Source organism: Holdemanella sp. DFI.5.55 (assembly GCF_020593575.1).
Classification (GTDB): domain Bacteria; phylum Bacillota_I; class Bacilli_A; order Erysipelotrichales; family Erysipelotrichaceae; genus Holdemanella; species Holdemanella hominis.
Genome location: NZ_JAJDMK010000003.1, coordinates 74,360 through 95,357, shown reverse-complemented (window position 1 = coordinate 95,357; position 20,998 = coordinate 74,360). Strand labels below are relative to the sequence as shown.

The 20,998-nt window shown below is 34.9% G+C and carries 22 protein-coding genes; 20 read left to right on the top strand and 2 right to left on the bottom strand.

Translation table 11 applies throughout. The annotated features are described in order from the left end of the window. Window positions 1-12 precede the first annotated feature (12 nt). Window positions 13-1,224, bottom strand: a complete 1,212-nt coding sequence (gene tgt, locus LJE08_RS01755) for a tRNA guanosine(34) transglycosylase Tgt (RefSeq protein WP_186998324.1) — start codon at window positions 1,222-1,224, stop codon at window positions 13-15. 389 nt (window positions 1,225-1,613) lie between these two features. Here tgt and rdgB point away from each other — a divergent pair, with 389 nt between their 5' ends. From rdgB to LJE08_RS01720, 7 genes are all read left to right on the top strand, one after another. Further along, window positions 1,614-2,189 (top strand): RdgB/HAM1 family non-canonical purine NTP pyrophosphatase, encoded by a 576-nt coding sequence (rdgB, locus tag LJE08_RS01750; protein WP_186998323.1) that lies wholly within the window; start codon window positions 1,614-1,616, stop codon window positions 2,187-2,189. Window position 2,190: 1 nt separating this feature from the next. Further along, window positions 2,191-2,712 carry a tRNA (cytidine(34)-2'-O)-methyltransferase gene (locus LJE08_RS01745; protein WP_227402251.1) on the top strand — a complete coding sequence of 174 codons (522 nt, stop codon included), beginning with the start codon at window positions 2,191-2,193 and terminating at the stop codon, window positions 2,710-2,712. Next, window positions 2,690-3,223 (top strand): hypothetical protein, encoded by a 534-nt coding sequence (locus tag LJE08_RS01740; protein WP_186998322.1) that lies wholly within the window; start codon window positions 2,690-2,692, stop codon window positions 3,221-3,223. The genes LJE08_RS01745 and LJE08_RS01740 overlap by 23 nt, the downstream gene beginning before the upstream one ends. A gap of 204 nt (window positions 3,224-3,427) precedes the next feature. After that, the gene (locus LJE08_RS01735; RefSeq protein WP_227402250.1) at window positions 3,428-4,672 is read left to right on the top strand and encodes an NlpC/P60 family protein; all 1,245 of its coding nucleotides are present in this window, start codon (window positions 3,428-3,430) and stop codon (window positions 4,670-4,672) included. A gap of 68 nt (window positions 4,673-4,740) precedes the next feature. Further along, the gene (locus LJE08_RS01730) at window positions 4,741-5,940 is read left to right on the top strand and encodes a pitrilysin family protein (RefSeq protein WP_227402249.1); all 1,200 of its coding nucleotides are present in this window, start codon (window positions 4,741-4,743) and stop codon (window positions 5,938-5,940) included. Beyond that, on the top strand, window positions 5,930-7,183 hold the full coding sequence (yfmH, locus tag LJE08_RS01725; RefSeq protein WP_117923937.1) for an EF-P 5-aminopentanol modification-associated protein YfmH: 1,254 nt from the start codon (window positions 5,930-5,932) through the stop codon (window positions 7,181-7,183). The genes LJE08_RS01730 and yfmH overlap by 11 nt, the downstream gene beginning before the upstream one ends. 174 nt (window positions 7,184-7,357) lie before the next feature. Beyond that, entirely contained in the window at window positions 7,358-7,666 is a 309-nt protein-coding gene (locus tag LJE08_RS01720; RefSeq protein ID WP_117923939.1) for a single-stranded DNA-binding protein, read from the top strand. 86 nt (window positions 7,667-7,752) lie between these two features. Here the strand turns inward: LJE08_RS01720 and rpsD are convergent, their stop codons facing one another. After that, window positions 7,753-8,361: a 30S ribosomal protein S4 gene (rpsD, locus tag LJE08_RS01715; protein ID WP_227402248.1), complete on the bottom strand. Its 609-nt coding sequence runs from the start codon at window positions 8,359-8,361 to the stop codon at window positions 7,753-7,755. Window positions 8,362-8,627: 266 nt separating this feature from the next. On the opposite strand from rpsD, the gene LJE08_RS01710 reads away from it, so the two are divergent. From LJE08_RS01710 to LJE08_RS01650, 13 genes are all read left to right on the top strand, one after another. Next, window positions 8,628-10,403: a septation ring formation regulator EzrA gene (locus tag LJE08_RS01710; protein WP_227402247.1), complete on the top strand. Its 1,776-nt coding sequence runs from the start codon at window positions 8,628-8,630 to the stop codon at window positions 10,401-10,403. Beyond that, the gene (locus LJE08_RS01705; protein ID WP_117923942.1) at window positions 10,403-11,533 is read left to right on the top strand and encodes a cysteine desulfurase family protein; all 1,131 of its coding nucleotides are present in this window, start codon (window positions 10,403-10,405) and stop codon (window positions 11,531-11,533) included. The genes LJE08_RS01710 and LJE08_RS01705 overlap by 1 nt, the downstream gene beginning before the upstream one ends. After that, window positions 11,517-12,707: a tRNA uracil 4-sulfurtransferase ThiI gene (gene thiI, locus LJE08_RS01700; protein ID WP_227402246.1), complete on the top strand. Its 1,191-nt coding sequence runs from the start codon at window positions 11,517-11,519 to the stop codon at window positions 12,705-12,707. The genes LJE08_RS01705 and thiI overlap by 17 nt, the downstream gene beginning before the upstream one ends. A 50-nt stretch (window positions 12,708-12,757) precedes the next feature. Further along, window positions 12,758-13,546, top strand: a complete 789-nt coding sequence (locus LJE08_RS01695; protein ID WP_227402245.1) for a putative RNA methyltransferase — start codon at window positions 12,758-12,760, stop codon at window positions 13,544-13,546. Continuing rightward, complete coding sequence (gene rlmD, locus LJE08_RS01690) at window positions 13,515-15,050, top strand: 23S rRNA (uracil(1939)-C(5))-methyltransferase RlmD (RefSeq protein WP_227402244.1); 1,536 nt, start codon at window positions 13,515-13,517, stop codon at window positions 15,048-15,050. Before LJE08_RS01695 ends, rlmD begins: the two co-directional genes overlap by 32 nt. Beyond that, window positions 15,028-15,234 carry a hypothetical protein gene (locus LJE08_RS01685; protein WP_227402243.1) on the top strand — a complete coding sequence of 69 codons (207 nt, stop codon included), beginning with the start codon at window positions 15,028-15,030 and terminating at the stop codon, window positions 15,232-15,234. The genes rlmD and LJE08_RS01685 overlap by 23 nt, the downstream gene beginning before the upstream one ends. A gap of 240 nt (window positions 15,235-15,474) precedes the next feature. Next, window positions 15,475-17,397 (top strand): FAD-dependent oxidoreductase, encoded by a 1,923-nt coding sequence (locus tag LJE08_RS01680; protein WP_227402242.1) that lies wholly within the window; start codon window positions 15,475-15,477, stop codon window positions 17,395-17,397. Window positions 17,398-17,465: 68 nt separating this feature from the next. Further along, window positions 17,466-17,768: a hypothetical protein gene (locus LJE08_RS01675; RefSeq protein ID WP_238635941.1), complete on the top strand. Its 303-nt coding sequence runs from the start codon at window positions 17,466-17,468 to the stop codon at window positions 17,766-17,768. 68 nt (window positions 17,769-17,836) lie between these two features. Then, window positions 17,837-18,001, top strand: coding sequence for a hypothetical protein (locus tag LJE08_RS01670; protein ID WP_186998312.1), 165 nt, complete (start codon window positions 17,837-17,839; stop codon window positions 17,999-18,001). Window positions 18,002-18,116: 115 nt separating this feature from the next. Continuing rightward, window positions 18,117-18,260, top strand: a complete 144-nt coding sequence (locus tag LJE08_RS01665; protein WP_217256002.1) for a hypothetical protein — start codon at window positions 18,117-18,119, stop codon at window positions 18,258-18,260. A gap of 18 nt (window positions 18,261-18,278) precedes the next feature. Continuing rightward, window positions 18,279-18,833, top strand: coding sequence for an NAD(P)-binding protein (locus LJE08_RS01660; protein ID WP_227402241.1), 555 nt, complete (start codon window positions 18,279-18,281; stop codon window positions 18,831-18,833). After that, window positions 18,818-19,405, top strand: a complete 588-nt coding sequence (locus LJE08_RS01655) for an FAD-dependent oxidoreductase (protein ID WP_227402240.1) — start codon at window positions 18,818-18,820, stop codon at window positions 19,403-19,405. Before LJE08_RS01660 ends, LJE08_RS01655 begins: the two co-directional genes overlap by 16 nt. A gap of 199 nt (window positions 19,406-19,604) precedes the next feature. Further along, window positions 19,605-20,948, top strand: coding sequence for a radical SAM protein (locus LJE08_RS01650; RefSeq protein WP_117923962.1), 1,344 nt, complete (start codon window positions 19,605-19,607; stop codon window positions 20,946-20,948). Window positions 20,949-20,998: the final 50 nt, after the last annotated feature.

The window sequence follows — 20,998 nt, the reverse complement described above, 5'->3', positions numbered from 1 at the left end:
AAGAACAAGCATTTACTTGTTCTTGTAGTATGAATTTAAGAAAGATTCTTTGAATTCTTTAAATGTTCCATCTAAAATAGCTTGTCGAGCTTGTTCAGTTAAACGGATGATAAAGCGAAGATTATGTATAGAAGCAAGTTCGAAATACTTTGCGGATTCCGTGCGGTCTTGCGATTTCCATAGTCTTCTTAATTCACCAAGTGTGATATGAGAAAGACAAGTAGGACAATCGCAACCTTCATCAATGATTTCATCGCTATCTCTATATTTTGATAAATTGATAGGACCATGCATTGTATACAATCTTCCATGTCTTGCCTCTCTAGTAGGAGCTACACAATCGAATGTGTCGGCACCATTTTCTGTACCAATCAAGATATCATCTGGATGAGACAATCCTAATAAGTGTCTTGGTTTATTTTCAGGGAGTTCTTCGTTACACCAAGTTAAGATATCACCTAGCGTTTCTTTAAGGAAAGCACCACCTAATCCATAACCATCAAAATCCATTTGAGCGTACTTTTTACAAGTTGATCTTCTTAGATCTTCCCAACGCCCACCTTGAATGACACCATATAAAGATTGGTGGTAGCCTAAATCATCACAATGTTTCTTATGTTCATCAAGGCTTCTCTTTGCCCAACGTTCAGTTCTTGCCAAGGATTCAACGTTATATTCGTATGTATCGGCTAAAGAAGTTAATTCATCATAAGCCATATGAATATCGGCTCCAATGCGACATTGAATTTGCATACTTTCTTCTGGACCAATAAAATCTTCTTGCCCTGTAAATGGATCGTGAAAGTGTACTCCATCTTCGGTTACGTGGGCCAAACGTTTTTCTTCTTCGGTATTCTTCATATTGTCTTCACGTTTCATGCTGACAACTTTTCCGCAGCCAGAACCTAAAGACATCACTTGAAAGCCACCGGAATCCGTTAAAGTTGGACCGTTCCATTTTGACCATGCGGATAAACCTCCATTTTCAGCAATTTCTGGGGAAATGTTTCGTAAATGATATCCATTACTCAACATGGCTTGGGCATTAATACTTTTTAATTCTTCCATAGAAACAAAGCGAACTTCACCATGTGTTCCAACACACATGAATGCAGGGGTCTTGATGTCTCCATGGGGTGTATGTATAATTCCGGCTCTTCCTAAATGACCAGGAATTCTTTTTTCAATTTCAAAATAAAATTTATTGTCGTTCTTGTATTCCATAAATTCCTCCAACCCATTTATTCTATCATATATTAGCGTCGGCATATATAAAAGATTATGTGATTGCACCTGCAATATATCCGATGGATTGAATGTTGAGAAGGTTAATGGTTTATCCTCCAATAAAAATTCTTAATCCAATATCTAGATTAAAAATACCTGAGAAAATCGACATCGCAACAGAACTTGTGTTTTCATTGGTTGCCAATATCGTTTCTGATTGGCAAGATTAGAACATATACACCACACAATACACATATGGATACTGTACTTGTTTTTTTTATGCAATCTAAGAACAGTCGTCACTTCGATGCGGAGAGGTTCAATTTAGCACAACTCTTGTTGAAAACCCCATTTTTTCTTTCTATAATATATATCGGTGATAAAAAATGAAAAAAACAATTTGGATAGCAACGAGCAATGCTCATAAAGTTGAAGAGTTTCAGACGATGTTGAAGGATTGCCAAGTTAAATGCTTAAAAGATCTGGATCATAAAATTGATATTGTAGAAGATGGTACAACATTTGAAGAGAATGCGCTAATTAAAGCTCGTACTTTATTTAATGAACTTCATGAACCTGTAATCAGCGATGATTCTGGTTTGGAAGTAGATGCGATGGATAAGAAGCCAGGTGTGTATTCAGCTCGTTTTTTAGGTGAAGACACAAGCTATGATATCAAGAATCAATATATTATAGATCAGGTAAAGGGAAAAACGCGTACGGCTCGCTATGTGTGTGTCATTGCCTATATTAATGAAAATGGAAAAGAATATGTATATCGTGGAGAGTGTGAAGGTTTGATTCATGATGAAATGGTTGGAACAAATGGTTTTGGATATGATCCAATCTTCTATTATCCTGAATTTAAGACAACACTTGCCAATGTGAGTGAAGAAAAGAAAAATAGTGTATCTCATAGAGGAGTAGCACTTGAGAAATTTTTAAAGGATTGGAGTAAATAATATGTTGCATGTAGTATTGTATGAACCTGAGATTCCTCAGAATACAGGAAATATCATTCGAACTTGTATGGCTACAGGTTCGCGTTTACATTTAATTGAACCATTGGGTTTTTCTTTGGATGAAAAGCATTTGCGTCGTTCAGGAATGGATTATATTAAGGATGCTGATATTCACATTCATAAAGATTGGGATGCGTTTGTGGCTGAAAATCCAAGTGAACACTATTATTTTATGACTCGTTATGGTAAAAAAGCGCCAAGTGAATTTGATTTTACGAAAGAAGAAGGCGATGTATATCTTGTGCTTGGAAAAGAAAGTACGGGAGTTGATAAAAAAATCCTTCAACATCATTTAGATAGTTGCATGCGCTTGCCTATGGTCGCAAATGCGAGAAGTTTGAATTTGTCCAATTGTGCTGCCATTATCGTTTATGAAGTACTACGCCAACTTGATTATCCAGGACTAAGTACACATGAAGAACTTAAGGGAGAGGATTGGCTTGAAAATCTTAAAGTTGATTGATCGTTATGTAGATTCGTTTGAAAAGCGAATCTTTATTTTTATTGTATTTATAACCATATACTGGTTATGGCAGAATATTTGGCAGTTAATATTATTTTCTAAATTATTTTTTATAACTGATTATGAAAGTTTGTTCAATTTGCAGGCCCACTTATCCAACTATGAATCGAGTGTTTTGATACGTATCATATATTATGTGATTTCAAATCCATCATTGAATATTGCTGGTGTTGTTAGTTGTATAAAACTGATAGACATAATGGGGATTGTAGGATTGTTGATTTTGGCTCAAAAATATCGAATTATTATAATTTTAAATGGATTTAAATACGTTTGGTGTTCTATTTGGCTTGTAAAAGGTATGAATTCTGCAAGTGTATATTTGGTAATAAATTGCTTAAAATGGCTTTCAATAGGCGGCTTAATTCTTGTCGGTATAGTGATTCTTTTATGGCTTTTAGGATTGATACGAATAATCTTAGAACAGGATAGATTTGTTCACGATTTGTAGACAACGTTATACATTTTATAAATTATGTACAATTTTTTACAAAATCACATAATTTACCATAATTTATATTTAGATACTTTATATAAAGTGTATTAAGAAATATTTAAGAAATTAATTACTAAAAAGTGTAAATAATTTTTTTGCGAAAATTTGCAACAAAATTTAAATCTTGTTAAACTTCAGGTGTTGTAACGAAGAGGTGATATGATGAATTTTATCGAAAAGCACAGTAAAATTTTAGCCGTAAGCCTATGTCTATTGACTTCTGGACCAATTGTTTCGACAATGTATGCCAAAGAAGTTCAACCAGGATGGCATGGTGAAGGCGCAGATCGTTATTATGTTTTAAAATCAAATCGTCAGACAGCTACTGGTTTAACAAAAATCGATAAGGAACTTTATTATTTCAATAATAAAGGAGAAATGCAGTTTGGATGGCAGACTGTTTCAGATGAAACTTACTATTTCCAACAAGACGGAACTGCTGCAAGAGGTTCTGTGACAATTCAGGGTAGTGAGTATAATTTCCAAAAAGAAGGTGTCCTTCTTCATGGTTGGAGTAATGATGGTAAATCATACTACGATGAAAAAGGAAACAAAACTTCAACAAACTGGGTTGAAGAAAATGGTTCGAAATATTATTTTGATGCCGATGGAAATTGTGTAACAGGATGGCAGGAAATCGATGGCCAGAAGTATTTCTTTGGTGAAGATGGAAAGATGGCTATAGGTCAATTTGATGTAGACGGAAAAACATATTTCACTCAAGAAGACGGTACTTTCCGTACAGGATGGCAAGAGATCAACGGTCAAAAATTGTATTATGCAGAAAACGGTGAAGTAACTAAGAATCAAATCGTTGAAATCGAAGGTACTAAATATGCGTTCGATGAAAATGGTGATTTGATTAAAAATGCCGAAAAAGATGGATATAAGATTGATGAAAATGGTGTTGCGACTGAAGTAACCCCTTCTGAGGAAACAACTCCAACTCAAGATACAACGACTCAAGCTCAGGCTCCAGCACAAACAACTACTCAAAGTGCTCCAGCTCAAAGCACAACAACAACTACAACACAAGCGCCAGCACAGCCATCGGCTCCTGATGCTCCAGCTAAAGATTATGTAGCTCCAACCCCAAGTGTGAACAGTTCAGCAATCGCTGCTGCTGCATTAGCACAAGTAGGAACTACACAAGATTGTACAATGTTAGTTACTAATGCTTTGAGAGCTGTTGGAATTAATTTCCACGGTTGGCCAGAAGACTATTTGAGTCTTGGTACAATCACATCAAGTCCAGTTGCAGGTGACATTATTGTTTATTCAGGACATGTTGCTATTTACATTGGAAACGGACAAGCAGTTCATGGTGGATGGTATGGAAGCCAGACTGTTGTATCAAGCGTTTCTTGTGACAAGGCATTAATTGGATACGTTCACGTAGGCTAGATTGAATTCTAGCCTTTTTTTTTGTTTTTGTGGTAGAATTATTAATATATTTTCAAGGAGGTTTACTTATGAACTATATACAAACGCAAAAATTTAGTGATGTTTATGTTTCTTGTAAAACCATGATGCCTTTTCATCGAAATACAATTAGTGCTTTAAACGTGCTTGTGTATATGATGAAGGCGAAAACGCAGAAAATGAATTCGAAACAAAAATTAGCTTCTACCTTAAATCGTGCTTATGGAACAAAGGTGTCTTATGGTTTAACATCTTATGGAGATCTTGTTCAACTCGATGTTCGTTTTCAGTTTGTCCGTCCAGACTGGATTGAAGATAGAAGCTATTTAGATAAAATTAAAGATATTATGGATGAAGTTCTGTTTCATTCTGTATTGGATGAGGAAAACTTTAAGGAGTCAGTGTATTTGTTAAAAAATAGATTGTTGGCACAAATGGATGATCCGGCCAGCTTGTCTTGTATGTATGCCTTTGAGATGGCACATGCTAAACATTCTATTTCAATTCCTGTGCAGGGAAGTTTAAAAGATTTAGCGACACTTACTTTAGAGGATGTGAAAAAAGCCTATACATTATATATGGATATGGCAAAACACTTCTATATCTGTGGTTATGTAACGGATGAATTGTATGATTATATTGATAGTTTAGATTCGCATTGTGCTTTTATATCGGAAAGAACATTGCTTCCTCGCGTAGAAACAAGCTATAAAACCTTTGAAAAGAATATTGCGCAAACTTGTATTTCGCAAGTCTATTCGACAGGTGTTGATATTTCAAGTTCGGATTATGAGGCTGAACTAATTTTAAATAGTATTTTGGGGCAAAGCCAGAAGAATTTAATGTTTGATGAAATTCGTGAAAAGAATAGTCTTTGTTATTCTATAAGCTCTTCTATTATTCGCTTTGATGGAGCTTTGTTAATTCATACGGGTGTGAATCGTAAGGATGTCACAAAAGTATTAAATTTGATAGAAACACAAATAGATCGATTATTGAACATGGATTATGATGATCGATATTTAGAAATCGCAAAGATGGACTATAAGGACCGTATTATTAGTGGATTAGATCATGCTCAATCTTTGATTGCGCAAGCTTTTTTAGATGATCTTTTACATCGCCAGCTCACGCCTGAGCAAAGAATTGAGAGAATTATGAAGGTGACAAAGGAAGATATCTCACGTGTTGCCTTACGATTGAATTTGGCTTCAGTGGCCATTGTTGCGGAGAAAGAAAATGAATTATAATTTGGATATTAAAAAGGAAACATTGTCAAATGGTTTACAGGTGATTCTTGTTCATAAACCGGATTATCAAAAATCACTATTTCTTTTAGGAGCTAAAGTAGGAGGGTTTGATATTGATCAAAGCGTAGATGGGCAAGTGATTAGACATAAGAGTGGAATTGCGCACTATTTAGAGCATCAAATGTTTTATTTGGATGGAGAAGATGTAAGTGATTTATTTGCGAACCTACAGTGTTCTACAAATGCATATACTTCTTATACAGAAACGGCATTTTATTTTTCGACTACGGCGGATGTGAAAAAGTCATTAAAACTTTTATTGGATTTTGTCGAAAATTTAGATGTGACAAATGAAACGATTGAAAAAGAAAAGGGGATTATTCTTAGTGAATATGATATGTATCAACAATCGCCTGAACAACGTCTTTTTAAGGAAACTTTGATTTCTTTATTTCAATATCATCCAATGAAAGTTGATGTACTCGGTTCAAAAGAAGATATTCAAGATATGAGCATGGAGGATTTAAAACAATTTTATGCATTAAATTATGATCCTAGTAAATTGTGTCTTGTGGGTGTAACTGGAAAAGATACAAATGAAATCATGGATTGGATCAAGGAATGTCAAAAAGATGTTTTGAGTAAGTTAAATAAAAAGATTGAGCGTGTCTTTAAGGAAGAGCCAAAGGAAGTAAATCGCAAAGAGTATGTCGATCATATGGATATTCATCAGCCATTTGTATGTGTTGGTTATAAGATGGATGCTTGCAAGACAAAGGAAGAAGCATTCGAAAAAGACTTTGCGGTGAATATGTGGTTAGATTCTATCATGGGTCCTTTAAATCCTAATTTTCAGGAATGGCTAGATCAAAGAATCTTTACACAGTTTGTAGGCGCAGAAGCGGACTTTACTTTGGATCATAGTTATATCTTGTTTTATGCTCAAACAGTAAATCCAAATGCCTTTATTGAACTTGTAAATGAGCTTGTACAGAATAAGTCGATTTCTGATGAAGACTATCAGTCGTTGCATGCACAGGCAATCGCGAATAATTTGCGTGGCTTAGATCATTTTGATGGCTTGGCCAATGATTTACTTCGAAGTCACTTTGAGGAGTATGACTATATTGAAAATTTAAATAGCATTCAAAATATGGAAATTGAGCAAGTACATGCCTATATTAAGAATTTGGATTTCTCACATTCTTGTGTGACAAAAATTCTTCCGAATGACTCTATCTGATCTAATTTGTGTTTTTTTTAGCAAATTAGAGGGGAAAAACGCATGTAAAACGCATAAAAAGACGGCCTATAGATAAGATAGGTCGTTTGTTTTATATGTGACATATTTGTAGAATACCATTGAAGAAGGATGGTGATAAATATGGTGGTCAGAATTGAAGGAGGATAATCAATTATGAATGCGTTTAGTATCGTGGGAAAAATTACGGACATGCCAATGTTAAAGGAGACAAGCAATGGATTAAAAACTTGTGAGCTTCCAATTCGAGTGCAGCGTAATTTTCCAAATTCAGAAGGTGTTTATGAAAGTGATGATGTAATCGTTGAAGTATGGCGAGGTCTCGCAGAAACTGTAAGTGCTTCGTGTAAGATTGGAGACTATGTGGGAATTAATGGTCGTATTCATTCGCGTAAATACCAGAAGGATGACAGGGTATATCTAAACTATGGCTTTGTAGCTGAAAAAGTTGATTTTCTACGTTGATCAACAGATAAAATACATGAATTAAGAAAACACATCCACAAAAAAAGAAGCGATCAATTCGCTTCTTTCTTGTTCTATGCCTAAGATTAACGGTTGTAGAATTCTACTACTAACAATTCGTTGATTTCTTGAGCTGTGAATAGTTCTTTACGTTCTGGGTAACGAACATAAGTACCTTTCTTAGCATCTTTGTTTACTTCAACAAAATCAACAGTTGCTGTTGCAGCTTCTAAAGCTTCGTTGATTACGCTTAAGTTTTTAGCGCGTTCACGAATTTCGATAACTTGTCCTGGTTTTACTTGGAAACTAGGGATATCTACTTTCTTACCATCTACTAATACGTGTCCGTGGTTTACTAACTGACGGCTAGCACGACGAGTACGTGCAAATCCCATACGATAAACGATGTTATCTAAACGAGATTCCAACATTACTAAGAAGTTTTCACCAGCAGAACCAGCTTTTTTACTTGCTTTTAAGTAAGTGTTGTAGAATTGTTTTTCACTTAATTGGTAAGTGTGACGAATTCTTTGTTTTTCCTGTAATTGGATACCGTAGTTTGTTAATTTTGGACGACGAGCATTTCCGTGTTGTCCTGGAATTGTGTTACGACGAGTTATTTCTTCACCAGTTTCTAATACTGAGAATCCAAGGCGGCGTGACTTCTTCCAAACGCTTCCTGTGTTTCTTGACATAATTTTTCCTCCTATTGTTTTATATCATTCACAAAACAATAACAGTACAAATCTTTAAAGGCTGTGTTGACAATGATACTTTCCGCTATCAGCTATTAGCTTACTCATATCGCTTAATAAGGCTGCAACGCATATCCTTTAACTTTGTATGCTGCTATCAATTTATGCTTATGTATCATATCAAAGAATATTAATAAAATCAAGAAAATGATGCAATGATTTTGAAGTTTTGCTATAATAAGAATGGTTTGCAAGGAGGTACCACTATGGATAGTGTTTTGAATTTCTTTCGATCAGTATACGCGTTCATTCGAAATCAACTTTCTGTGACTGTAATTATCTATCTTTGTATAGCAATTCTAGTCTTGATTTTGATTTGGATCATTATGCGTATGATCAAACGTAAAAAGGCGTCGAAACGACTTTCAGATCTTGAGATCGAAATGAATGAAATTCGTAACAATTCCTTGGCCTACAAGTTCAACAAAGCATCGGCATTCGCAAGAGTGAATGATGATATCATGGATAAAGTGAAAAGCTTGACTCCAAAATATGATACTTGTCAAAAAAACTTAAGTGCTTGTGATGATTTGTTTAATGAAGCAGATGATTATGTTTCTAGACATCGTCTTCGTAAATCTATGCGAGCTATGGACGATTTAGAAACAATGATGGATGAGACAAAAGAAAGAATTCGTATTGTTACTCAGTCATTAGATCATGTCTTGGCTCGTGAAACAGAGGTTCGTGAATCGGCAAATGCTTTAAAAGAGCGTTTTCGCAATGTGAAAACTGTTTACCAAGATAATCGTTCTTCATTTTATGGATCTGTTAATTATGTAGATTCATGCTTAGAGGAAATTGAAAATGAATTCTCTAATTTTGAAGAGTGGATGTTTGCTTCAGAATTTAACAAGGCAAAGGAAGAACAAGAAAAAATCTCAAAAATGGTGGATGAGATTAGCTCTAAAATTGCAGCCTTCCCTGGACTATATGAAAAGGCCAAAAATGTATTGCCTCGTGCAATCAACGAAGTTCGATTGCACATTAAGGAATTACAGGAAAAAGATATCGACTTATCTTATTTAGAACCAGAAGAAAAATTAACAACCATTCAAAGTGCTTTGTCTAGTTCAATTGATCAATTGGATGCAGGTGAATTTGAAATGGCACAAGAAAACTTGGAAATCATTGGAGATCACATTCTAGCATTACAAGATGATGTAACGAATGAAAAAGAAGCTTATGATGAAATCCATGTAAGTCTTCAATCTAATTTAGATCTAGTTAATGTCATTGGTCAGGAACTTGAGGAAATTATGGCGCTTTATGCCAATATTAAAGATCGTTTTGGTCTAGAAGATTGGACACACCGCTTCTCTTTGGCACAAATCCAAATGGAAGATTTATCAAATCGTCGTGATGAAATTCAAAAAGAATTGAAACAAAATCAACGTCCTAGCGTAGATGTAGTTCATGGTTATCGTAAATTTTCAGAAGATGTTAATGAATTCCACGATCAAGTCAAGGATATGAAAGAGATGTTAGTGGGAGCAAGCAGTGATGAATCACGTGCTAAAAAACAATTGACAAAATTACAATTGATTTTAAATGAAGTACGTTTAAATACAGTAACACGTCATTTGCCTAGTATCTCATCTCAATTTTCTGCAGATTTAAAAGAAGGCGAACGCTTGATTCAACGTGTTCGTGTAGTGTTGGATCACTCACCATTAGATGTACAAACATTAAATGCAGATTTGCAGGATGCCATCGACTTTGTATATAAGTTATACAATAACGCAAACAATTTAGTCGGTGTTGCTGTTATGGTAGAAAATGCGATTGTGTTTGGTAACCGTTTCCGTAGTACGCATGCACAAATGGATTCGGATTTAACTCGTGCTGAGTTATGTTTCCAAAATGGAGAATATACTCGTGCACTTAAGATTGCGATTCAAGCAATCGAAAACATGCACCCAGGAATTTATGAGAAGTTAGTAGCTCAAAAAGATCCTGCTGTCATGAACCAGGTGCAGTAATGATTTATTTTGATAATGCTTCGACAACCTCTGTACGTACAGAGGTTCGTCGTGTTTATGGGCAAGTGTTAGAAACTTGTTATGGCAACCCAGATAGTTTGCATGCGGCTGGGCGCCAGGCAAGTTCGCTCATGGAAAAAAGTCGATCAAATATTGCTTCTATGCTTCATGTAGATCCAAGTGAAATTATCTTTACATCAGCTGCTAGTGAATCAAACACTTTAGCTATTGTAGGATATGCCTTGGCCAATGAACATCGAGGTCATCATGTACTCACAAGCAATGTTGAGCATTCGAGTGTTCGTCATGCGATGGAGTTTTTGAAGCGTTTTGGATTTGAAGTTGAATTTCTTCCAATTAATGAAGATGGAATTGTTACACCAGAATGCTTAAAATCTCATATGCGTAAAGATACAATTTTAGTATCGGTTATGCATGTGAATAATGAAATGGGAGCTATCAATCCTATTTTAGAACTAGAAAAAATTGTACACCAAAATCCAACGTGTGTATTTCATGTGGATTGTGTACAGAGTTTTTCAAAAATTGATATTCCTTTTGAAAAACTAGATATGGCTACGATCTCTGCACATAAGATTCATGGTCTAAAGGGTAGTGCCATTTTAATGAAGAAAAAGAAGATTCAACTTGTTCCAATTATTCAAGGTGGACAACAGGAACAAGGACTTCGTGGTGGAACAGAGAATGCACCGGCGAATATTGTTTTGGCAAAGACAATTCGTTTAGCTTTAGAGGAACAATCAAAGGCTTATGATCATGTTTTAAAAATCAACCAATATTTGCGTGAAGAATTAACTAAAATCAATGGTGCGCATGTACATTCGCCAAAAGATGCGATTCCTTATATTCTTAATATTTCATTTGATCAAATAACAAGTGAAGTCTTATTGAACGCTTTGGATCAAAAGGGAATTTGTGTATCCGCAAAAAGTACTTGTTCATCACAAAATACGAATGCTTCTGAAGTGTTATTGGCTATGCACAAGTCAGAATTTGATGCGACACATGGAATTCGTTTATCTTTTTCTAATGAGAATACTTTGGAAGAGGCAAAATATTTTATAGAAACATGTAAGGAGATTATAGAGAATTATGGCTTATCGTTATAATCATATCTTAATTCGTTATGGCGAATTGAGTTTAAAAGGAAAAAACCGTAACAACTTTATTAAGGCGCTTTATGACAATGTTCGTAAAGCTTTAAAAGCATTCCCAACATTAGAATTTGAGAAACAGCACGACCGTATGTATATTTATCTTCATGATGAAGATTCTAAGCAGGTTAGTGATATTTTAGCTAAAGTTTTTGGAATATCTTCATTTTCATTGGCTATTAAAGTGGAACCAGATTTAGATCAAATCATTGATGCTTGTTATGAATCTTTAGATTTAACAACACCAAAAACATTTAAGGTGGCTGCACGTCGTAGTGATAAACTATTCCCATATATTTCAGACGATATTAATCGTAGGGTTGCAACTAAGATTTTAAAGAACAGTGACTGGAAAGTTGATGTTCATAATCCGGATGTAAAAATTGTTGTTGAAGTACATCAAGATGCAGCTTACATTATGACAGATCGTATTCAAGGTGCTGGTGGATATCCAGTTGGTGTTGGCGGAAAGGCCATGGTTTTATTAAGTGGTGGAATTGATTCTCCAGTTGCCTGCTATTTAATGATGAAACGTGGTGTACACATTGAATGTATTCACTATGCTTCACCTCCATATACTTCACAAAATGCCCAAGAAAAAGTAATGGAACTAGCTAGACTTGTATCTGGTTATCAAGGTGATGTTTTAGTTCATGTTGTTCCATTTACAGATCTACAATTGGCAATCTATCAAAATGCGGATGAAAGTTATGCAATCACATTGATGCGTCGTATGATGATGCGTATTGCGACAGGCCTAGCTAAGAAAAGACATGCTCAAGCTATCGCAACAGGTGAATCGATTGGACAGGTCGCAAGTCAAACTTTAGAGAGTATGCTAGCAATCAATGATGTCACAAATATGCCGATTATTCGTCCAGTTGTTTGTATGGATAAAGTTGAAATTATTGATCTTTCTAAAAAGATTGGAACATATGAAACAAGTATTCTTCCTTATGAAGATTGTTGTACGATTTTTACACCAAAGAATCCGGTCACTAAACCTCGTGTGGATAAGTGTGAAAAATATGAGGCAAAATGGGATTTTGACAAGATGGTACAAGATTGTATAGATAATACAGATGATATTTGGGTACATCCAGTTAAGGTTGAAGAAGATTTATTCTAAGAGAAGTGAAATATAGCGCTTCTCTTTTTCTTTTATGTTATAATCTTTTTATGTTGATATGTCCGGTGTGTAAAAAGAAACTAATAAAAGAAAATAAAACATTTCGATGCGAAAATAATCATTCTTTTGATTGTGCCAAACAAGGTTATGTGAACTTATCGCGTAAACAGACAAAGAATCATGGGGACAATGCTTTGATGGTCAAAGCGCGTACCGATTTTTTAAAAAAAGATTATTATGATTTTATGCGTCAATATGTAAAGGGAAAGGCTAATGGATCTATTTATTTGGATGCTGGTTGTGGTCAGGGTTACTATACAAAAGAGATAGGGGCGAACTTTGAACATAGTTATGGGATTGATTTGAGTAAGGAAGCGATTCTTCATGCGTCTAAACAAGATAAACATACGCAATATATTGTGGGGAGTTTATTTGATATGCCTTTTTTAGATGAGAGTATAGATTGTGTTACAAGTATTTTTGTGCCTTTAGGCCAAGATGAAATTTATCGTATACTAAAAGAAAATGGATATTGGATCGTAGTAGGTCCGGGTCCTAAGCATTGTTTTGAATTAAAAGAAGTATTGTATGACACACCATACGAAAATGAAATGCCTGAAATACTAGAACAATATGAATTGGTAAACCAGGAAATTATTCAGAAAAAAAAGATGGTAGATGATGTATGGTCTTTACTAGAAATGACACCATATCGATATAAAACGAGTCAAGCTGGACTTGATCGTGTAAAACAATTAGAAAGGTTAGAGGTTACGTTTGAGTTTGTCGTAACTGTGTATAAAAAACATGAAAACAACAGTAAAAAAATGGGGAATTAATGGTGAGGGAATTGCGTTCCATGAAGGAAAGCCAGTATTTATTGAAAATGCTATTCCGGATGAAGTTATTGAATTTGATATTAAAAGTGATGAAGGTACTTATTTAGTTGGAGAATTAACTCGTTTAGTTGAACAGAGTTCAAAGCGTCGCTACCCACTTTGTCCAATTTGGAAAGAGTGTGGTGGATGTGCTTTGATGCACGTAAAGTATCCAGCACAATGCAAGATGAAAGAGGGTAATTTAAAAGAAACGCTGATTAAGTATGCGGATTATAATGGTCGCATTTTACCAATTTTAAAGAATCATGAGCCATTGTCATATCGTAATAGCTGCAAACTTCCTTTTGGTGAAGAATATGGGGAGTTATATACAGGAATGTATGAGCGTGATACAAACCATTTCCAAAAGATGAAAAGATGTTATGTGCATTCAAAATTGTTGGAACAAACGCGTCAGGAAGTTTTAAAAATTATGAATGAGCATCATTTAAAGATGTATGATGATAAAAAGAAAACGGGTTATCGTACATTGGTGATGAAAGAATTTGATTCTAAGATTCAAATTATATTTGTGACGGGAAAAGAAGATATCAGTGAAGAATTTATTCGTGATGTGACTCAACTAGAGGGTGTTGTATCAATCTGGCAAAGTGTAAAAACAGAAACAAAGCGTGAAGTATTTGGGGATATGCGGTTTATTTGGGGAGAAGAAAAGATGCATCTTCAATTAGAAGATATTCAATTATCTTTACTTCCTAGATCTTTCTTCCAGTTAAACACGAAACAATCCGTGAATCTTTATAATGTGGTTAAAGATTGGATGCCAAGATCAAAGACTACGGTTGAAGCCTATAGTGGTATTGGTGCTATCAGTTTATTTGTGAAAGATAAAGCTGAAGAAATCATTGGTGTTGAATCCATTCAGGATGCGGTTGATAATGCCAATGAAAATGCGATGTTAAATCATGCAGACAATGTATCTTTCATTTGTGAAGATGCGGGTAGTGCCTTAGCACATTTAGTACAAGAAAAAGAAGTGGATACATTGATTGTGGATCCGCCTCGTTCTGGTTTGGATGATACAATGAAGGAAACTATTTTAAAATCAAAAATCAAAACGATGATCTATGTATCTTGTAACCCAGCTACTTTGGCTAAAGATTTAGGCGTATTAAAGAAAGAATATCGTATTGTCAAGATTCAACCACTCGATATGTTTAGTCAAACTCCACATGTAGAAAGTGTTACACTACTTGTTTGTAATGATGACTATAAACCTAGACGTCGTTTTGATAATCGAAAAAATCGTGACTATAAACCAAGAAGAGATGGAGATTTCAAACCTAGACGTCGTTTTGATGATAAAAAAGATGGAGACTTCAAGCCAAAACGCCGTTTTGAGGATGATAAACCAAGAAGACGTTTTGATGATCGAAAAGATGGCGACTTCAAACCTAGACGCAGATTTGATGATCGAAAAGATGATGACTATAAGCCTAGATGAAGATTTGATGATGATCGTAGATCAAAACGTTTTACAGATGACAAACCAAATCGTAGATATGGTAAATAAAACATGCAAGGATTTCAGGAAAATGAAACTGAAGTCCTTTTCTTATTTATTAGAAATTTATTTCAGAGAATCTTGGCACTTCAATGATGAGAGATTCAAATATGGATGGCAGTGAATTAGAACCTATTGTTACAATCAATGATAAAATGTTGTACTAAATCCTTGTTAAGGATACCTAACCAAAAAAAGTTTACAAATTAATTAAATAGATAATTTTATGTTAATAAATGCGTTATAATGATGGTAGCGCATTCTTTTTATTTTTTAATTCATAATAATATACAAAAAAAGAGATAGGCTTTTTGCGTCTATTTGTGAGTAAAATAACAAGAATCTATGAGGAGGAGTTTATAAAATGAATAATTTTCCACATTTATTTGAACCAATTGAAATTGGAAAGACAACAGTAAAAAACCGTATTTTTATGCCACCTATTTCAACAAATATGGCCGATAAAGGGTATGTTACAGATGATTTAGTAGCACACTATTCTGCACGTGCAAAAGGTGGAGTTGGACTTATCGTTACTGAAGTTGTAACTGTAGAACCAACTTATGTATATCTTCCAGGAGATATGTCAATTTATGATGACAGTTTTATTCCAGGATGGAAAAAATTGGTGGATGGCGTACACCAATATGGAACTAAAATCTTAGCACAATTGTTCCACCCAGCTTATATGGCATTCCCAGTACCAGGAACACCTCAATTAATTGCACCAAGTTGTGTAGGTCCTTACTATGCACAAAGTGCACCAAGACCAGCAACCATTGAAGAATTACACACAATTGTTGATCAATTTGGTCAAGCGGCTCACCGTGTACAGATTGCCGGTGGTGATGGTGTTGAAATTCAATGTGCGCATGCTCATGGATTATTAGGTGGTTTCTTAACACCTTTATATAATAAACGTGCGGACGAATATGGTGGAAGTCTTGATGGACGTTTACGCTTATGTTTAGAAGTTATTGCATCTGTTCGCAAGTATTGTGGAGATGACTTCATTATCGATGTTCGTATTAGTGGTGATGAATATAGTGAAGGTGGATTGACATTAAATGATCAGATTTATGTTTGTAAACAATTAGAAAAAGCTGGAGTTGACTTTATTCACGTATCTGGTGGTAATACAATCAAACGTGGATCAAGTATGCCAGCTCCTGGTACAAGTGCTGCACCTCACGCTCACTCAAGTGAAGAAATTAAAAAGCATGTAAATATCCCAGTCGCTACAGTTGCTCGTATTAACGAACCTTGGATGGCTGAAGAACTAATCGTAAACGGAAAATGTGATATGTGTATGATTGGACGTCCAAACTTATGTGACAGTGAATTCGCAAATAAAGCATTCGAAGGTAAAGTAGACGATATTCGTCCATGTATTGGATGTGGACGTTGTTTAACAGGAATCATGATGGGTAAACGTATTGGATGTACAGTAAATCCAAGCGTGGAAGATGATACGATTGCACCTGCAGAAACTAAGAAAAAAGTTTTAGTTATTGGTGGTGGTCCTGCTGGTATGGAAGCAGCATATGTTGCCAAAAAACGTGGACACGAAGTTGTTCTTTGTGAAAAATCGAATGAACTTGGTGGACAATTAAGACTTGCGGCTGTTCCAATCGCGAAACAAGAATTGTGTAAAGTTATTAAATTTATGATTCGTCGATTAGATCATGAAGGTATTGAAATTCGTTTAAATACAGAAGTCACAAAAGAAAGGCTTGAAAATGAATTTAAAGATTACGAAATCGTATGTTCAAGTGGAGCTACACCAAAAGAAATTCCACCATTCAAAGTATTCAAAAATTGTATGACTGCAGACGATGTATTATCTGGAAAGAAGTATCCAGGACGTAATATTGTTGTATTAGGTGGTGGAAGTGTTGGATGTGAAACAGCGGATTATTTAGCACCATTAATCAATGACTTATTCCCAATGAATCGTAAAATTACATTATTAGAAATGACAAATAACTTAATGCCTGGTGAAGGTGGAGCTGCAAAATCTAGATTGACTCAAAGATTGATGCAGAAAGGTGTTCGCATCGAATTGAATGCACAAGTAACAAATGTGGATGAAGAATCTATTACTTACGTAAAAGAGGGTGTTGAACACAAAATTACAGAAGCGGATACTTTAATTTTTGCTGTAGGATATGCACCTAAGAAAGTGGAAGTGGAAGCTGAAAATGTACACTATATTGGGGATTGTGAAAAAGTGGGAACTTTAAAAGATGCGATCACAAATGCGCATGAAATTGCTAAAAATATCTAGCAGAAATTATGATAAGTGAATTATTATAACCAATTCAAGTTGGTAACTTAACTTTTAAAAACAGAATTATGTTTCCCCCTTTGACAACAGGATGTGAAGAAAGAGACGGATTGATTGAGCCTCGTTCATTAGCTTTCCATACAAGACTTGCACAAGGGGGATATTTTTATATCGTTATTGGCGATGTGGCTCCTGTTCGTACTGCAAATCCTACACCAAAACTATATGATGAATCGCAAATTGAAATGTATAAAAAATTAGCTGATGCCTTACATGAACACGATTGTAAAGTAGCTTTACAATTGTTCCATCCAGAATATGATGTTCAAGGCGTAGGAAAAATGATTGTGGAAGCTGGTATTGCTGGTTAATTGGCTGTAAAAGCGAAGGTTGCCAATAATTTAGAAGAGGCTAAAAGCAACAAAAAATCTGTGACGAATTGACAAAGGGTGCATACGCAAAATTACATCATGATATGCAGCACTTTGTGACGGAAGCAATTGCTGAACAATTAATAGCAATTAAAAATAGTATTGCCCAATGTGCTAGAAAAGCGCAAAAAGCAGGTATTGATGCGATTGAAATTCATGGTGACCGTTTATAGGTTCATTATGTTCAACATTATTAAATCATCGTACAGATAATTATGGTGGTAGCTTAGAAAATCATACGCGTTTGCATTAGAAGTTTTACGAGCAATTAAAGAAGCGGCTCCATCAATGATGGTCGAATATAAACTTCCAATTATTACAGTTAATCCAGATGGATCTTTACGTGGTAAAGGTGATTTATTGGAAGATGAAGAGGCTGAATTCGCAAAAATGTTAGATGCAGCAGGAATTGATATGATTCAAGTGGCTTAAGCTAACCACACAGGAAACATGGGCGATACAATTCCTCCTATGGGTGCTGTTCCTTATAACTGGATTTTAGGTGCTTGTGAAAAAGTGAAATCCGTTGTTTCTTGTCCTGTTGCAACAGTGGGTCGTGTTGTCAGTGTTGAAGCTGGTGAAAAGATTCTTGAAGATGGTACGGCAGATATCATTGGATATGGAAGAAGTTTATTAACAGATCCAGATATTGCCAAAAAAGTGGAAAATGGTGAATGCATTCGTGAATGCTTGAACTGTAATAAAGGTTGTGTAGATGCCATCCAATCTCGTCGTTACTTAAGTTGTGTTTTAAATGCCGAAAATGGAGATGAAGAAACAATCTTCATTCAACCATGTACAGAAACTAAGAATATCGCAATCGTAGGTGCTAGTCTTGCCGGATTAGAAGCGGCTCGTGTAGCTTATAAACGAGGACATACAGTGACTGTATTTGAAAAATCAAATCGTTTAGGTGGACAAATCAATATTGCTTCAGTTCCACCAAGAAAGATGAAATCTTACGTTCTGTTCAATACTATGAAAAATTCTTGTCCGATAAAGTAGATATTCAATTAAACCATGAACCAACAATGGATGAATTGAATGGATTTGATCATGTGATCTTGGCCATTGGTGCTCACAATATGGATCTTCTTATGTCGGTAGAAAATTCAAATGTTGTATCCAGCTGGGATATCTTGAATGGTCAAGAAGTATCTGGTAAATGTGTTGTCTTAGGTGGAGGTTTAGTAGGTGCTGAAATGGCTGAATATTTGGCAAGTAAAGGGCTAGAAGTTTCAATCATTGAAATGATGGATAAGATTGCAGCACAAGAATCTGAAACTGTATTACCATTGATGGAAGCTGATTTTAAAGAACACAATGTTCAAAAATTTGTGAATACACGTGTTAGTGAAATTAAAGATAATGTCATCTATGTAGTGAATACAAAAGATGAAACAAATGTTGAAATTACAGCGGATACAATTGTAAATGCATTAGGTTCTAAAAGGAATGTATTTGATGATAGTAAGTTAACTGTTCCATTTACTTATGTAGGTGACTGCAGTGGTGAAAGAACAGCAGATATCGCAAGTGCTATTCGTACAGGATATAAGGCTGCCAATGAAATCTAAGAAGGTGTGAAAACATCTTCTTTTTTACAACAAATGACCGTGGTTCATAAATATATAAACCATATATGGCATATATCTCAAAATGGCATAAAAATAATGACCATAGCTCATAAATATTTACACATTTGAAAATTTGTCTATTAAAAACCCATTTTTAAAGAACTAGAATAAAATTATAAATGAAACCGGAGGAAGAGTTATGAATTTTAGTTCTTTACAGAGTAGTGTTCAAAAGTTTGGAATGAGTCAAGCTTTGAAGTATTTGGATAAGGATCCAGAAACAAATATTCCTAAATTAATGAATTTAGTAGATAAGGTTATGCCTGAAGGTTGGTATGGTTCACAGCGTAAAGTGATTCGTGAACAAATCGATGAAAAAGGTGTTTGGTATGACTATATCATGAAGCTTTATGATTTGAATGCAGGCGTTCGTCAGGCTGTATTTAAAAACTTTATTTTTAATGCATCACTAAATGGTAGTACAAAACAAGAGGAGTTGGCACAAAAATATAATTGTAATATCCCTTGGGCTGTATTATTAGATCCAACATCTGCATGTAACTTACATTGTACAGGATGTTGGGCTGCTGAATATGGACATCAATTAAATTTATCTTTAGATGATATTGATTCGATTATTCGTCAAGGAAAAGAATTAGGTACTTACATGTACATTTATACGGGTGGAGAACCTTTAACACGTAAAAAGGATGTGATTAAGATTTGTGAAATGCATCCAGATTGTGCTTTCTTATCTTTCACAAACGGAACATTGATTGATGAAGAATTCTGTCAGGATATGTTGCGAGTTAAAAACTTTGTTCCAGCCATTAGTTTGGAAGGTTTCGAAACAGCGAATGATTCTAGACGTGGTGAAGGCTGTTATGAAAATGTAAAACGTTCCATGGAATTATTAAAGAAACACAAATTGCCTTTTGGAATTAGTACTTGTTATACAAGTGTAAACTATAAAGATATCGCAAGTGATGAATTCTTTGATTTAATGATTGATTCAGGTGCTTTATTCTGCTGGTTCTTCCACTATATGCCAGTAGGAAATGAGGCTGTGAAAGAATTACTTCCAACACCAGAACAAAGAGCGTATGTTTATCATCAGATTCGTAAGTTCAGAAGTGAAAAACCAATTTTCACTATGGATTTTCAAAATGATGCGCAATATGTGGGTGGATGTATTGCTGGAGGTAGAAGATATCTTCATATCAATGCCAAGGGCGATGTAGAACCATGTGTATTCATTCATTATTCGAACTGTAACATTCACAATACAACATTACTCGATGCACTTAGATCTCCATTATTCCAGGCTTATCATGATAATCAACCATTTAATGAAAATATGTTAAGACCTTGTCCAATGTTAGAAAACGCTGGTCGTATTCAAGAATTGGTGAAACAAAGTAAAGCAGTCAATACAGATTATGAATCCCCAGAAGATGTGGATCACTTATTGGAAAAGACGGTTCCATATGCAAAAAACTGGAAGCCAATGGCTGACAAACTTTGGAATGAACAAAAAAAGTAGACAAATTAAAAAAATGAGTATAGAATTTTCAGCTAAGAAGGAGGGATGTT

What these genes read in the sequence shown, in the direction of transcription:
- tgt (WP_186998324.1), bottom strand. Translation starts at nt 1,224, where the DNA reads ATGGAATACAAGAACGACAATAAATTTTATTTTGAAATTGAAAAAAGA.
- rdgB (WP_186998323.1), top strand. Translation starts at nt 1,614, where the DNA reads ATGAAAAAAACAATTTGGATAGCAACGAGCAATGCTCATAAAGTTGAA.
- LJE08_RS01745 (WP_227402251.1), top strand. Translation starts at nt 2,191, where the DNA reads ATGTTGCATGTAGTATTGTATGAACCTGAGATTCCTCAGAATACAGGA.
- LJE08_RS01735 (WP_227402250.1), top strand. Translation starts at nt 3,428, where the DNA reads ATGATGAATTTTATCGAAAAGCACAGTAAAATTTTAGCCGTAAGCCTA.
- LJE08_RS01730 (WP_227402249.1), top strand. Translation starts at nt 4,741, where the DNA reads ATGAACTATATACAAACGCAAAAATTTAGTGATGTTTATGTTTCTTGT.
- yfmH (WP_117923937.1), top strand. Translation starts at nt 5,930, where the DNA reads ATGAATTATAATTTGGATATTAAAAAGGAAACATTGTCAAATGGTTTA.
- LJE08_RS01720 (WP_117923939.1), top strand. Translation starts at nt 7,358, where the DNA reads ATGAATGCGTTTAGTATCGTGGGAAAAATTACGGACATGCCAATGTTA.
- rpsD (WP_227402248.1), bottom strand. Translation starts at nt 8,361, where the DNA reads ATGTCAAGAAACACAGGAAGCGTTTGGAAGAAGTCACGCCGCCTTGGA.
- LJE08_RS01710 (WP_227402247.1), top strand. Translation starts at nt 8,628, where the DNA reads ATGGATAGTGTTTTGAATTTCTTTCGATCAGTATACGCGTTCATTCGA.
- LJE08_RS01705 (WP_117923942.1), top strand. Translation starts at nt 10,403, where the DNA reads ATGATTTATTTTGATAATGCTTCGACAACCTCTGTACGTACAGAGGTT.
- thiI (WP_227402246.1), top strand. Translation starts at nt 11,517, where the DNA reads ATGGCTTATCGTTATAATCATATCTTAATTCGTTATGGCGAATTGAGT.
- LJE08_RS01695 (WP_227402245.1), top strand. Translation starts at nt 12,758, where the DNA reads ATGTTGATATGTCCGGTGTGTAAAAAGAAACTAATAAAAGAAAATAAA.
- rlmD (WP_227402244.1), top strand. Translation starts at nt 13,515, where the DNA reads ATGAAAACAACAGTAAAAAAATGGGGAATTAATGGTGAGGGAATTGCG.
- LJE08_RS01685 (WP_227402243.1), top strand. Translation starts at nt 15,028, where the DNA reads ATGATGACTATAAGCCTAGATGAAGATTTGATGATGATCGTAGATCAA.
- LJE08_RS01680 (WP_227402242.1), top strand. Translation starts at nt 15,475, where the DNA reads ATGAATAATTTTCCACATTTATTTGAACCAATTGAAATTGGAAAGACA.
- LJE08_RS01675 (WP_238635941.1), top strand. Translation starts at nt 17,466, where the DNA reads ATGTTTCCCCCTTTGACAACAGGATGTGAAGAAAGAGACGGATTGATT.
- LJE08_RS01665 (WP_217256002.1), top strand. Translation starts at nt 18,117, where the DNA reads ATGATGGTCGAATATAAACTTCCAATTATTACAGTTAATCCAGATGGA.
- LJE08_RS01660 (WP_227402241.1), top strand. Translation starts at nt 18,279, where the DNA reads ATGGGCGATACAATTCCTCCTATGGGTGCTGTTCCTTATAACTGGATT.
- LJE08_RS01650 (WP_117923962.1), top strand. Translation starts at nt 19,605, where the DNA reads ATGAATTTTAGTTCTTTACAGAGTAGTGTTCAAAAGTTTGGAATGAGT.